The following is a 13,960-nucleotide window of genomic DNA, read 5'->3' on the forward strand; positions in this document are numbered from 1 at the left end:
CCAAATTTAGTCAACCTTATGTGGTGCCCTGGCCAAAATGGCGCAAGGGATAATCGGGAAGCCAGTGAAAATCTGGCACTGCCCCCGCAACGGTGAAAGGTGAGAGCTGGATGCGCTAGTGCGTTAACAATCCTTGCTCGTCGTTTAAACAGCTTGTTTAGACTTAGCCTCAGTCCGGAGACCGGCCCTTAAGGTGATTTTGAGATTTCGGTGGGCAGATCTCAAAATGCGACCCTGGCGGTTTTATGGACTGCGCCCAGTCGTGACACCTTGCCCTGTTTCCCTTTTAGGAGTTAAAGGAAATGGGTACACAACCTAGTAAAATCGCGTTACTACTTGGCGCATGTTTGGCTGGCAGTATGCCTGCCATGGCGGCAAACTCAGGCACCCCTGGGCCTGTGGATGAGACCATCACAGTTATCGGCCGCAGTGAAAACACCCCTATTAATATTGCGGCCAACGTCAATGTGATTGATGCTGCCGCCATTGAGCTCAGCGGCGCCACCAATCTCACCGACTTGCTGCGCGGACAGAGCGGTATTCAAGTTTCAGACTCAAATTCGGGCGCGGTCTTTGCCATGCGCGGTTTCGGTGCCGGTCAGGCTGCCAACAACACCTTGATTCTTATCGATGGCCGCCGTCTCAATAATATCGATATCGCTGCCCCCAGCATCAATGCAATTGGTCTCAATCAGGTAGAGCGAGTCGAGATCCTCTCAGGCAGTGCCGGTGTGCTCTATGGCGATCAGGCGGTTGGCGGGGTGATAAATATTGTCACTAAGGCGCCTAAAGATAACGGTGGTAGCGTGCAGGTCTCGGGCGGTAGCTTCGATACTTACGAAGCTAAGGCCGATGGCTCGGTAGCCATCAACGACAACTGGCGTCTCTATGGCGCGGCCAATTACCTTAAGAGTGATAACTATCGCAAGCACAATGCCAGCGAGACCAGCTCTGTGCTGGGACGCTTGCAATATGACGATGCGGCGCAGCAGTTCTTCGCCGAGGCGAGCTACTATGACAACCATCGCGAGTTAGCTCCGGCGCTTACCGAAGCGCAGATTAAAGAAGACCCTAGGCAGGCGGGCGATCTGTTTGTCGATGCCTATCTGCATGAGATGACTACGGCGGCCCGCAGCGGTTATCAGCGCCAGCTTAACGAGGCTTGGTCACTGGGCGCGGATCTTAACTATAGTGACACCCTGATAACCGGGCTCAGCACCTGGGCGACTAACCGCCGCGATACCCGCTCCTTGCTGGAGTTTAAACCTAAGGCTGTGGCCAATATCAAGACGGATAATGGCGAGCTCAAGCTGGTGACCGGTTTAGATCTGAGCCGAGGAGAGTCGGTATTTAGTAATGGCCGCAGTAATGTGCAGAAGCTGGCGAGCGCCTACTTGCAGGCGACAGTGCCGCTAACTGATACCTTCAGCTATGTGGTGGGTGGACGTTATGCCGAGGTGACCGATGAGCTGGTTGACGGCAAAGCCTATCCAAATGGGATCGATCTCGATCAGGATGCCCATGCCTTCGAGCTTGGCATCAACTATCGTCCTAACCAGCAGCAGCGCTTGTATCTGCGCGCCGATGATAACTTCCGCTTTGCCAAGGTGGATGAGCAGGCCTATACCCCGGCCAGCATTCAGGGACTCAAGCCACAGACGGGTCGTTCCTATGAAGCGGGCTGGGATCTGCTGCTCGAACATAACACGCTGCGTCTGAGTGCTTACCGCCTGGATCTGGAAGATGAGATCGTCTTCGACCCGAGCGCCGAGACACCGATTGGTGGCAGCTTCCCGGGTGCCAATGTTAATGCCGATGCTTCGCGCCGTTATGGGGCAAGTGTCGATTGGGACTGGCAGGTGAGCAAAGCGGTGCAGCTTGGGCTTGAGTATAACTACATAGACGCCGAATTTACCGAAGGCGCCAATGAGGGCAAGGCGCTCTCTTGGGTGGCCAAAAACAGCGGCCGTGGTTATGTCAGTTTTGATGTTTATGCGCATCTACAGCTATTCGTCGAGGCGGTCTACACGGGCGAGCGCTATATGGAGGGTGACAATGCCAATCAAGGGGATAAGCTCGATGCCTATACCTTGGCGAACATCTCGGTGAATTATTCCCGCGATGCTTGGCTGGCTAGCCTGAGAGTGGATAACCTGTTGGATGAGGAGTATGTCAGCTCCGGCTATTTCAGCACTTGGGGTAGTGGTTATTACCCTGGCACTGGCCGCTCGCTGCGTCTGAGCGCCAGCTATCGTTTCTAAGCCTGCCTTGTTTAGGAGAGCCAGTCAGATCTGACTGGCTTTTTTATTACCAGCTGTTCATCATGGATGGCATATGAGTAATAAGGGAGCTAAAAGATTGAAGTTGAAATGGTTGTTGTTGCCCGTGGTTCTGTTGTTGGTTGTCTGGCTGTGGCCTGAGCGTGGACCGTCATTATCGCCACTGCCACTCGATGCCAAGATACTCGCTTTTGGCGATAGTTTGACCCAAGGGGTTGGTGCCAGTCGCGAGCTGGATTATCCCAGTCAGTTCAGTAAGCTGACTGGTCGCGAGGTGATCAATGCCGGGATTTCGGGGGAGACCACAGCCCAAGGTCGGTTACGTTTTGCCCGTGTGCTGGATGAGACAACCCCGGATCTTGTCATACTCCTAGAAGGGGGCAACGATTTTTTACGTAACGTCAGCGAGCAGCAGGTGGCCGCCAATCTCGACGCCATGTTGAGCCTAGCGCGTCAGCGCAATATCCCTGTAGTGCTAGTTGGTGTACCTAAGAAGAGCCTATGGCTGGAAACGGCGCCCCTCTATAAAGTGTTGGCTGAGCAATATCAGCTGCTATTTATTGAGGATTTTTTGACAGAGCTGCTAAAATTACCAGAAGTAAAATCTGATGCTATTCACCTTAACGACGAAGGCTATCGCCGACTCGCCGAGCACCTATATCAGCGTCTGCAACAGGCCGGTGCCCTATAACCGAAAACGGTGCGAACAGCCCAGAGATACAGGGTGTCACTTGCTTGTTAAGTGGCAGAAATTTGTCGTTTAGCCTGGCCCAACGGGCAAGCGCGAGTGGCAAGATAAATTTATTTAGGTTAATGTCCGTTTTTACCCCAAATCGACTTGACCCAGATGGGCTTTTTATGGGTAAATTCTCGGATAACAAATGGCGCCGTGCCAATAATAAATCAGGTTAATAACTTCTCATGACAGATCTTGAGCATCAGGTATTCACTCAAGTACGCGCAATTATTGCCAATGAAGAACAGGTCATCGGACGACGGGGCATTCTTATCCCGTTGAAAAAAGCCATTATTGCCGATGGCGATATCCGAAATGTGATTGACATTGTCTCCTCTGACCCCGCCTTAGCGGCACATCTGCTGTGGCGCAGCAATTCGGCGGCTAACGCTGGTGGTATCGTCTCATCGAAAAACCGTTCGTTAAAAGATGCCTTGGTGCGTTTAGGTCAGGTCAATATCTATCGTTACGCCTTTACCTTCTATCTGAAGGAGCGTTTGGACGAGTTGCCGCAGCCCTATAAGAAGTTAGTCTATGGTTACTGGGCGCTGACTGAGAGTATTGCTACCGATGCCGTCGATAGCCTGCATCATATGGAAGGAGTCGACATCAGTCCGGATGAGGTGCAGACCCTGGCGCTCTTTAGCGTGTTTGGCGAGATAATCGCCCTGACTGCCTTTGCCTATCTGAACGCCGAGTCGGAGCAGTCATTCCCGCTCTCTATCATTAAATCATTGATTGATAACCAGAAGCAGACATTAACTCTGGAGGCGTTTGAGTCTCTTGGCCTTGACGAGGAGTTAAGGGAAGAGTTTATGATTGCCCATAACCTGCGTCAGACCCGCAATCCTAATTCGCCAGGTCTGGTGCTACGCCGGGTGCTCTCTATGCGTAATCAGCTGCTCAACCCGCTATAGGCGTTTTGCCCAGCTAAAAGAAAACCTGCCAAGTGCAGGTTTTTTTGTGTCTAGAGTTTGAAAGCTTGAGTTCGGGCTTTCTTGCTTACCGGTTACAGCTTGTCGGTTGAGCGGCCGTCAATATCGGGTGTCGCCACCAGACGGCCAAAGAATTGGCTGAGACCATGGACTTTGCGAATATATTCGGCCCAGATGATGCCCAAAAGCGCGCCCATGGCTAAGCCTAAAAGTGGCGCGGTTAGGCTAGACGGCGACTGTTGCATGCTAAATAGGCCGCCGCTAAGCAGGCCTAATAAGCAAGGGGATAAGACGATACCAAACCAGAGACAGGCTTGAACAAAAAAGTTCCACAAGTTTCATACTAATCCTTTAGTGTTTCTCGAGCGATAACACCAGTCTACCTCTAGCTCACTGCTTGTATACTCGGCTCAGTGCCCCTGACGTTCCAGCCCCTCAGAGGTCACCAAATTCAGCCACTGCTGGGCGAGGCGCGCGCTGCTGCCATTACTGCGATAGGCGCCGAACAGAGGGCGTTTTAGCCCTTCAGGGCCCAGTTTTACTGCTTTGAGCGACAGACCATGTGCCTCATTGATGGACCAACTCGGCAGGGCTGCGACGCCATCCTTACAGGCGATGCGTTGCAGCAACATGGCGGTAAGATCGCAGCGGATCTGCTTGGCGACCGGTACGCCTGCTGGCTCCATGAAGTGGCGATAGATATCCAGTCTGTCTAATGGAACTGGGTAGGTGAGCAGTGTCTGCTCGCTAAGCTGTGCTGGCGTGACATAGGGCGCATCGGCCAGCGGATGGTCTTTGGCGACCAGGAGTTTGACCTCGAAATCGAACAGGTGCTGGTAGGCGATATCATGATCAGGGATAGGATCTGAAGTGAGCACAACATCCAGTTGCCCCTGCTTGAGCGCGGTCAGCGAATCGAATAGATGACGGCTCGACAACTCAAGGTTAGTGTGGGGAAAGCTGGCATTAAACTGCTCGATCACCGGCATCAGCCAGCGAAAGCAGCTGTGACACTCTATGCCCACAAAGAGATCTTTCACCTCGCCACCCAGACCGTTTTTCAGATCGATCTCAGTTTCTATCACCTTAGGTAAGATCTCTTCGGCCAGATTGAGTAGGCGAGCTCCCTCCTGAGTAAAAGAGAGGGGTTTGCTCTTACGCACGAATATTGCCGAGTTGATGCGGGTCTCCAATTCCTTGATCTGGTGGGATAAGGCTGACTGGGTGACAAAGCGCTTCTTGGCTGCGCCCGCGAGACTGCCGCTCTCTTTCAGGGCGACCAATGTACGTAAATGCCTAAGCTCTATCATTTTTTACCTCACATGAATTTGGCTCATGTTGCTCGTGAAATCAATTCGATTGCGAGACAACAGACTAGCACAATAAACTTCTAGACGTCCAGACGCCTATTTATGTTTGTTGTGCAATTTCAGTTATCACACCTGGATTGCGATGACAGCGAAGGGCGCTAACCATGAATTTCGCTCATCTTAATGTAAAAGGTATACAATATGCAAACTCTAGATATTGCTTCATTAGGCTTTCCCCGTATCGGCCGTCAACGGGAACTTAAATTTGCCCTGGAAAAGTATTGGCGCCAAGAGATAGATCAGGCTCAGCTGCAATCGGTCGCCCGCGAGCTGCGCCAAACCCACTGGCAGTGGCAGCAAGAGTCTGGGGTAAGCCAGGTGCCTGTTGGGGATTTTGCCTTCTACGATCAGGTACTCACCCTGAGCGCCACCATTAACGCTATCCCGACCCGCCATCGCAGTGGCGAGCAGGTGGATCTCGACACCCTGTTTCGCGTGGCCCGTGGCCGTGCTCCAACGGGAGAGGCAAGCCGCGCCGCCCAGATGAAAAAGTATTTCAACACTAACTATCACTACATAGTGCCCGAGCTCACGCCAGGCCAAAGCTTCGAGATCGCCTATGAGCAGCTGTTCGACGAGGTGGACGAGGCTAAAGCGCTGGGTCATCAGCCAAAGCCTGTGTTGCTGGGGCCTGTCAGTTATCTTTATCTTGCCAAGTGTGAAGGTGAGCTTTTCGATAAGCTGAGCCTGTTGCCTGAGCTGATTAAGGTGTATCAAGCCATCTTAACGCGCTTCGCAGACCAAGGGGTGAGCTGGGTACAGCTCGACGAGCCTATCTTGGCGCTGGAGCTTGACGGTGAGTGGCAGGCGGCGTTCGAGCCGACTTACAAAGAGCTCAGTGGTCAGGGCGTTAAGCTGCTGCTTGCGAGCTACTACGGCTCAGTGGCCCATCATCATGAGGTGATTCGCGATCTCAAGGTTGATGGACTTCATCTGGATCTGGTGAGCGCTCCTGAGCAGCTTACCCCCTTTGCGGCAACGCTTAGGCCTGATCAGGTACTCAGCCTTGGGGTGATCAATGGCCGTAACGTGTGGGCGGCGGATCTCGATATCTTGGCAGAGCGCCTGCGTGGCGTGGTGGCGGATCTTGGTGAGCGAGTTTGGCTGGCGCCCTCCTGTTCGCTTTTGCATGTGCCTGTGGATCTGACGAGCGAAACTGAGTTGGCTCCCGAGCTTGCCAATCAACTCAGTTTTGCCAAGCAGAAGCTTGATGAATTGGCGCAGCTAGGTACCTTGCTGGTCTCGCCACAGAGCGATGAGGCGCAGGCGATAACTGGGCGTTGTCAGGCGAGGCGTCAGGCCCGTGAACAGGCGGCGAATACTGAGGTGCAGGCAAGACTCAAGGCGTTAACCTCAGCGGATTTTGAGCGCCATAGCGATTTTGGCGAGCGACGTCTCAAGCAACAGGCCCGCTTTCGTCTGCCGCTGCTGCCCACCACCACAATTGGCTCCTTCCCGCAGACGCCAGCTATTCGCGGCCTGCGCAGCCGCTGGCGCAAGGGGGAGTTGACCGAACAGGCCTATGTTGCGCAGCTTGAGGCGGTGACTCGTGACAGTATCGCCCGTCAGCTCAAGTTGGGGATCGATGTCTTGGTCCATGGTGAGGCCGAGCGTAACGACATGGTGGAGTATTTCGGTGAGCAGCTCGAAGGTGTGGGCTTTACCCAGTTTGCCTGGGTGCAGAGCTATGGCTCGCGCTGCGTTAAGCCGCCGCTTATCTATGGTGATGTATCCCGTCGTCAGCCGATGACGCTCCAGTGGGCAAGCTTTGCCCAGAGTCTGACCGACAGACCGGTGAAAGGCATGTTGACCGGCCCTGTGACCATACTGCACTGGTCCTTTGCCCGGGAAGATATTGGTCGCGAGGAGATCGCCAATCAGCTTGCCTTAGCAATTCGTGATGAGGTGACCGATCTGCAGGCTGCAGGTATAGGAATCATACAGATAGATGAACCTGCCTTTCGTGAAGGCCTGCCACTAAAGGCCAGTGAGTGGCAGCACTATCTCGATTGGGCTGTGGCCGCCTTTAAGCTCAGCGCGGCAGGCGTGGAGGATGAGACTCAGATCCACACCCATATGTGCTATAGCGAGTTCAACGCCACCATAGATGCCATCGCCGCCATGGACGCCGATGTGATCACTATAGAAACCTCGCGCTCTCACATGGAACTGCTCAATGCCTTCGAAGACTTCGAGTATCCCAATGAGATAGGGCCCGGCGTATATGACATCCACAGCCCGAATATACCTAGCGTCGAGGAGATGGTGGGCTTAATCGAGAAGGCGGCGACTAAGATCCCCGTGGGACAGCTTTGGGTGAATCCCGACTGTGGACTTAAGACGCGCACCTGGGATGAGGTGGAGCCCGCACTGCAAAACATGGTGAAGGCCACTAAGGAGCTGAGAAGACGCCTGGGCTAATGACTCTGGCGACTCTTTGCCTTTAGATTAAGTGGGTGGCCAGATCTCTGGCCGCCCTTTGTCTTTTGAGTCTTGGTTATGGTGTGTTATTGCTAGCAGCACTCAGGTTCGCGACGATCTCGGCTTGTCGCTCATCGAGTCGCTGCTCAAACAGTGCCTGCTCGGCCTCGCTAAAGCCTTGCTTGAGGCTGGCTAAGCTAATCTCCATCTCACCGGTGGGCAGAAAATAGAACTTATCTTCTAAGGCTATCTGCGCCCAGATGGCGGCATCGACCCTTTGTCCCAGCTCAGTGCAGGCCTGATGTAGAGGTTCCAGCGCCAGGTTTTCACCTGTGAGTGCAGCGCGCTCCAGATAAGGGATCGCTTCTCTCGGGTGGCATCGCCCTCTATCATCTTCATGGAGCAGACGTTGCCCATGGGTAAGGTCTATGCTGGCCTGCTGAGATTGGCTTATCGGGTGCTGGGTCAGAAATTGCTGATACAGGCTGTCCGCCTGCTCCTTCTCATATTCACCCATCTTGGTACTTAAATCCTCAACCCGCGTCAAGTGGTAGGGGGCTGGGTCGATGGCCGCTAAGCGATAGTAAGATAGGGCCGTTGCTAGATGGCGGCGGGTGCCCAGTCCTTCTTCATGGGCCTTGCCCAGGAGGAAGAGGGCGTCTGTCCACCACTGCTCGGCCAGAGGCGTCAGCAGGGCGATCGCCTCAATGTGGCTGTCGCGGTCAAGTTTATGATTGAGTAGCAGCTCGCCCAGGTGGTAGGTAGCGCTGTCATTATCCATGGCGATGGCTTGTCGCAGACACTCCTCCGCCTTGGAGATATCCTGGGGCAGCTCTTTGCCTTGCTGATAGAGGCGGGCCAGCTCGATGAGGGCAAAGTCATTATCCTGGGCCAGTTCGCGCATCAAACGCTCGGCCTCACGGGGCTCGGCAGGGCCGCCTTCACCACTAAGTAACATTCTCGCCAGCAGACTCTTGGCGTTGGTATCGCTATCAAGAATCTCTTGTAGCAGTGCTCGGGCCTTGGCGGGATCAGGCTCGCCATGGCGCGGTGAGAGCCAGAGGTTGGCGAGATCGTACTTTGCTTGAACCTCTCCCGCCTCAGCGGCCTGGGTCAGGTAATGCAGTGCCTGAATACCCTCAGGGTCGAGTAGCGGGCTCTCCTGATAGAGCTTACCAAGTTCTGCCTGATGCTGGCTATTGCCCTGGTCGGCACCGGGTTTCAACATGGTTTCCAGCTGTGAGCTGTTGCCTTCCAGGGTGGGGTGAACATTAAATTTCAGCATCTGGCGCTGAAGCTGAGCAAATTGCTCATCGAGTTCGGCAGCTTTTTGAAACCAGTCGTTGGCCTTGGCCTGGTTAAACAGATGGGTATCTTCGAGGTTGTAGAGTTCACCGAGGAACTGAGCCGCATGGGCCATACCCATGGCCGCTGCTCGTTCCAGGTAATCGATAGCCTGTGCTTCTCGACCACTGTGCAGCAGCTGGTTTGCGAGAAAAATCACTTGTTCGGGGCCGCCGGTGACTTCGATTGGTTGTTTATTACGCCAGGTGATGTAGAGCGAAACTAAGGTAATGAACAGCAGGGCTAAGAATATAAATAAAATAACGGTTTGCATTGTGATCCTTCACATTGTCTATGGCTGACATGAGACGAGCGTTGAACTTGGCTATGGGTTGCCCTAAGAGCTTCGGCGGCAAGTGTGCACTTTTTTATCTTGTTAAACAAGTCTTTACTAGTTATGGATTTGTCTTGAGCTTAAGAGGCTTGGCCCGCCTCTTCGTAGAGGAGGCGGGCTATGAAGGTGTTGCCTATGGCTTTAAATCTGTGTCACGCCTGCGTAGGGAATGCCGGAGAGCCTGGCCATCTCGCTGTGCCAGGTGGCCAGATCATCTAAGTTGAACTGGTTTAGCTTATGGTGTCCACAAGCTCTGGCCATCACCTGCATCAGCTCGGTAGAGGCAGCCATAAAGTTAGCCAGTTGCTGGGCCGATTTGTCGATATTGAGCCGCTGACGCAGATCGGCGTTTTGGGTGGCGATACCGGCGGGACAGTTATTGGTATTACAGATTCGGGCAGCCACGCAGCCGATCGCCTGCATGGCACTATTGGCCAGGGCGACGCCGTCGGCACCTAGTGCCATCGCCTTAACAAAGTCCATGGGCAATCTGAGCCCGCCTGTGATGATGAGCGTCACCCGGCCACTGGCACCCTGCTGGTCGAGATAACGCCGGGCCCGCGCCAATGCAGGGATGGTGGGTACACTGATGTGATCGCGAAAAATCTGCGGCGCTGCGCCCGTACCACCGCCTCGGCCATCGAGTATGATGTAGTCGGCGCTGGCATCCAGGGCAAACTGAATATCCCGTTCGATATGATTGGCGCTCAGCTTAAAGCCGATAGGCACGCCGCCGCTGAGTTCCCGCACCCTGTCGGCGAAGCGTTTAAAATCGGCCACAGAGTTGAGGTCTTTGAACCTGGGGGGAGAGATGGCGTCCTGACCCGCGGGAATACCGCGGATTTCGGCGATCTTGCCTTGATTCTTGCTGCCCGGTAGGTGACCGCCTGTGCCTGTCTTGGCTCCTTGTCCTCCCTTGAAGTGAAACGCCTGTATCTTACTCATCAAGGCTTCCTGATAGCCAAATTGGGCGCTGGCCAGCTCATAGAAGTAGCGCGAATTGGCCGCCTGCTCCTCGGGCAGCATGCCACCTTCACCAGAGCAGATCCCTGTGCCCGCCAGCTCGGCGCCCTTGGCCAGGGCAACTTTTGCCTCCTGCGAAAGTGCGCCGAAGCTCATGTCTGACACCAATAGGGGGATCTTGAGTCGCAGGGGTTTTCGGGCCTCGGGCCCAATAATCAGCTCGGTGTCTACCGCTTCTTCTTCAAACAGTGGTTTGCTGGCCATCTGGGCCGTCATGATCTGAATCTCATCCCAGCTGGGGAGCTGACATCTGGGCACCCCCATAGCGACCATAGGGCCGTGGTGCCCGAGACTTTTCAGTCCCTCCCTGGCCAGTTGATGGATGAGTTCGACGCTGGGCTCCTCTTTTGTCGCTGCGGCCTTGGGCGGTTTATCAGCATCATCTTTGGCGATGGCCTCTCGGCCTGGACCCTCTTTGCCCACCTGCTCTGAATCAAACTGCTTATGGGTGCCATCGCAGTATGGGGCGTTGCCTGTGTGTTTACAGGCGCACAGGTAGGCTTCGCCAGTGTCTTCGGGGGTAAAGGCTTTGGGGGTCAGGCCCGTACCCTTATGGGAACCATCGCAAAAGGGCTGACTGTTTGAGCGGCCACAGACGCAAAAATAGTATTCCTTTCCTTTGGTTAACTCGACTTTCTTAGGTTTGTTATCGGCGATGACAGGTTTTGTCATGGGAGATCCTTAAAGCGCAGTTGAGCAAGTTTATCTTCTAGTCTAGGTGCTTTTGTGACTCATTGCCGCCGCGACGGTTTTTGTGGGATCGCTCTGGGTGTTGACCCGGCGCGCCGAAAAATTCACACTCAATTGAATCCATTTGGCTTCAACTTAGGTCTTATAACTGGCGATGCAGCGAGAGCCGGGCGCAGGCTAAAGGAGAACAAGGTGACAGGGCGAGGGAAGAAGATGGCAACAGAGTATGCCTATGAGAGCGGGTTGGATCGGCGGGCGTTTCTTGCCCGTAGCGGCGCACTGGCGTTCTTGTTAACGGCGAAACCCCAGTTTAGCTGGGCGGATGATGAGAGCTTTTCACTCGCCACTCGGCCGCAAGATTTTGACGTGATCAACCGCGCCATCATAGAGAGCGTGCAATTGCATCTGTTTCCCGATGATGGTGATGGTCCATCGGCCAAGGATCTCAATGCCTATAGCTATCTTTTGTGGGCCATGGAAGATCCGGATAATCGCGCCGATGACGATAGGCAGTTTGTTTTACAGGGGGCTGCCTGGTTAGAGGACCTGGCCGACACTGAGCTGAAACGCAGTTTTTTGGTGCTGACCTGGGATGAGCAGGAGGCGATGCTAGCACGTATCGCCAAGAGCCGCGCCGGTGAAAACTGGTTCTCCTTGCTGCTCTACTACCTGATTGAGGCACTGACCCTAGACCCGGTTTATGGCGGCAATCCCGATCAGATTGGTTGGTGCTGGCTTGAGCATCAACCTGGTTTTCCACGTCCGGTACCGGGTAAGACCTATCTCGATTTTTAACCTTGCAGAACAGGATGATTGGCTATGGGCTTAGCGCGCGCGGGTGAAACACAAGAGCAAGAGCCCTTTGAGGTATGTATTGTTGGCAGCGGCGCCGGCGCTGGGCCCATCGCTTATGAGCTAGCCAAGGCGGGGATTAATGTGGTCGTGCTGGAGAAGGGCGATTGGTATACCGAGCAGGATTTTGTCAAAGATGAGCAGTTGCCACGTCACCGGGTGTTTCGTTCTCAGTTCGATGAGGAGCGTCATGTGCTGGAGCTTCCCGACGGCGAGGGTGGCTGGCGCCGCGAGACCACGGCGCAGTTTTGGGGCGGTAATATTGTAGGCGGCGCCTCTAACTTTATGAGCGGCTATTTTCATCGTCTCAAACCAACGGATTTTCGTCTTGCTTCTAGCTTCCCAGCCATCTCTGGTGCCAACACGGTCGACTGGCCCATCAGTTATGAGGAGCTTGAGCCTTATTACGCCAAGGTGGAGCAGATTGTTGGCGTCAGCGGCAAGGTAGTAAAACATCCACAGCTAGAGCCGAGATCGACGCCTGAGTTTCCTTTTCCTCCGACCTTAGAGCACCCCATCGCTGCCCATTTCGATAATGCCTGTCAGCAGCTCAAACTGACTCCCTTGCCTATGGCGAGGGCCATTCTGTCAAAGCCCTTTAAGCAACGCATGAGCTGCGAATACTCAGGTTATTGTGGCAGTTATGGCTGTCACTCGGGGGCTAAGGGGAGTTCGCGTGCAGCCCTGCTGAATGACGCGGTGGCCAGCGGCCATTGTCGTATCATCACCCGTGCCAAGGTGTATCGCCTTAATAGCGATGCCAAGGGACAGGTCAGCTCGGTCGACTATTTTGATACCAGTGGCAAGAGCCAGCGTATCCAGGCCAAGATATTCGTGGTGGCCTGCTATGCCATCGAGAGCGTCCGTTTGCTGCTGGCCAGCCCTGGCGAGAAACACCCTAAGGGGATAGGCAATCGTTTTGGTCAGGTGGGCAAAAACTTGCACTGCTGCGCAGGTGGTACGGGTCACGGGGTGTTTAAGCTCGATAAGCTAGCAGCGGAGACGGCGGCCGGGTTTAAGCTGCGCGGCCCCTTCTTTAACCGCGCCCTGCAGGATTGGTATGTGATTGATGACAAAGCGGCGTTTGATAAGCCGGTGAAGGGCGGTACCTTAGATTTTGTGTTCGATCCTCCTTCGCCGACCGGTGAGGCTAATGGACTCAAGTGGCAGGAGGGCAACCTCTTGTGGGGCACGCCGCTTAAGCAGAAGATCAAGGCGCATTTTACCCAGTCGCGGGATTTTAAATTTGAGGTTTTCTGTGATTGGCTGACCAATGATGATTGTTACGTCACTCTGGACGATGAAGAGCAAGACAAGTGGGGGCAGCCTGTGGCCAAGGTGCGCGCTGGTTTTCATCCCCATGATCTTAAGGTGGCGCAGTATTTAGTCGATAGGGGGGTAGAGGTGATGAAGGCGATGGGGGCCGATGAAGCCTGGGGGAATGTGTTTAGCGATCCGACCTCAAACTTAGTGGCGGGCGGATGCCGTTTCGGTGACGATCCACGCACCTCTGTGCTCAACAGAGACTGCCGGGTGCATGATTGTGACAACCTGTATGTAACCGATGGCGCTTTTATGCCCAATGGTGGCAGTGTTACACCGACGTTTACTATTTATGCCAATGCCTTTCGGGTAGCCGATCGGTTGCTTGAGCGCTTAAAGCCTACCTAATGCTGTAGTGATTTTGCGCATGGCGCCACAGGAGATGAAAAGCTTTCCTATACTCAAGGGGATACCGATTTGCTACAGGAGATCCACCATGAGTCATACCTATAAGATCATCGAACTCGTCGGTTCCTCACCCATAAGCTCGGATGAGGCGATTAAAAATGCCATCGAAACCGCTAGCCAGTCATTGCACCACCTGCGCTGGTTTCAGGTGGTCGAGACTCGCGGCCATCTTGAGGCTGGATTGATCGCCCATTGGCAGGTGACGGTGAAGGTGGGGTTTACCTTAGACTAATCTCTGTTGGGGA

The 13,960-nt window shown here is 54.2% G+C and carries 11 protein-coding genes and 1 riboswitch; of the genes, 7 read left to right on the forward strand and 4 right to left on the reverse strand.

Features of this window, described 5'->3' with window-relative positions; genetic code table 11:
• The first annotated feature begins 3 nt into the window (after positions 1–3).
• Positions 4–204: riboswitch (cobalamin riboswitch) on the forward strand.
• 98 nt (positions 205–302) lie between these two features.
• From L2712_RS09450 to L2712_RS09460, 3 genes are all read left to right on the forward strand, one after another.
• On the forward strand, positions 303–2,261 hold the full coding sequence (locus L2712_RS09450; protein ID WP_248977627.1) for a TonB-dependent receptor: 1,959 nt from the start codon (positions 303–305) through the stop codon (positions 2,259–2,261).
• A gap of 97 nt (positions 2,262–2,358) precedes the next feature.
• Positions 2,359–2,970: an arylesterase gene (locus L2712_RS09455; RefSeq protein WP_248977628.1), complete on the forward strand. Its 612-nt coding sequence runs from the start codon at positions 2,359–2,361 to the stop codon at positions 2,968–2,970.
• A 230-nt stretch (positions 2,971–3,200) separates the two neighbouring features.
• Positions 3,201–3,932: an HDOD domain-containing protein gene (locus tag L2712_RS09460; protein ID WP_033539653.1), complete on the forward strand. Its 732-nt coding sequence runs from the start codon at positions 3,201–3,203 to the stop codon at positions 3,930–3,932.
• A 92-nt stretch (positions 3,933–4,024) separates the two neighbouring features.
• Here L2712_RS09460 and L2712_RS09465 read toward each other — a convergent pair whose 3' ends face one another.
• Positions 4,025–4,285 carry a hypothetical protein gene (locus tag L2712_RS09465; protein ID WP_033539652.1) on the reverse strand — a complete coding sequence of 87 codons (261 nt, stop codon included), beginning with the start codon at positions 4,283–4,285 and terminating at the stop codon, positions 4,025–4,027.
• A gap of 75 nt (positions 4,286–4,360) precedes the next feature.
• Positions 4,361–5,260, reverse strand: coding sequence for a LysR family transcriptional regulator (locus tag L2712_RS09470; RefSeq protein ID WP_248977629.1), 900 nt, complete (start codon positions 5,258–5,260; stop codon positions 4,361–4,363).
• Between the two features lie 201 nt (positions 5,261–5,461).
• On the opposite strand from L2712_RS09470, the gene metE reads away from it, so the two are divergent.
• Entirely contained in the window at positions 5,462–7,741 is a 2,280-nt protein-coding gene (gene metE, locus L2712_RS09475; protein WP_248977630.1) for a 5-methyltetrahydropteroyltriglutamate--homocysteine S-methyltransferase, read from the forward strand.
• 76 nt (positions 7,742–7,817) lie between these two features.
• Here the strand turns inward: metE and L2712_RS09480 are convergent, their stop codons facing one another.
• Together L2712_RS09480 and L2712_RS09485 are read right to left on the reverse strand one after the other, a co-directional pair.
• Entirely contained in the window at positions 7,818–9,359 is a 1,542-nt protein-coding gene (locus tag L2712_RS09480; protein ID WP_248977631.1) for a tetratricopeptide repeat protein, read from the reverse strand.
• A gap of 201 nt (positions 9,360–9,560) precedes the next feature.
• Positions 9,561–11,114, reverse strand: a complete 1,554-nt coding sequence (locus tag L2712_RS09485) for a glutamate synthase-related protein (RefSeq protein ID WP_248977632.1) — start codon at positions 11,112–11,114, stop codon at positions 9,561–9,563.
• A 231-nt stretch (positions 11,115–11,345) separates the two neighbouring features.
• On the opposite strand from L2712_RS09485, the gene L2712_RS09490 reads away from it, so the two are divergent.
• From L2712_RS09490 to L2712_RS09500, 3 genes are all read left to right on the forward strand, one after another.
• Complete coding sequence (locus tag L2712_RS09490) at positions 11,346–11,927, forward strand: gluconate 2-dehydrogenase subunit 3 family protein (RefSeq protein ID WP_248977633.1); 582 nt, start codon at positions 11,346–11,348, stop codon at positions 11,925–11,927.
• A gap of 24 nt (positions 11,928–11,951) precedes the next feature.
• Complete coding sequence (locus L2712_RS09495) at positions 11,952–13,655, forward strand: GMC family oxidoreductase (RefSeq protein WP_248977634.1); 1,704 nt, start codon at positions 11,952–11,954, stop codon at positions 13,653–13,655.
• Between the two features lie 88 nt (positions 13,656–13,743).
• Positions 13,744–13,947: a dodecin gene (locus L2712_RS09500; protein WP_033539648.1), complete on the forward strand. Its 204-nt coding sequence runs from the start codon at positions 13,744–13,746 to the stop codon at positions 13,945–13,947.
• Positions 13,948–13,960 lie beyond the last annotated feature (13 nt).

It is taken from the genome of Shewanella marisflavi (assembly GCF_023283925.1).
Lineage (GTDB): Bacteria > Pseudomonadota > Gammaproteobacteria > Enterobacterales > Shewanellaceae > Shewanella > Shewanella marisflavi.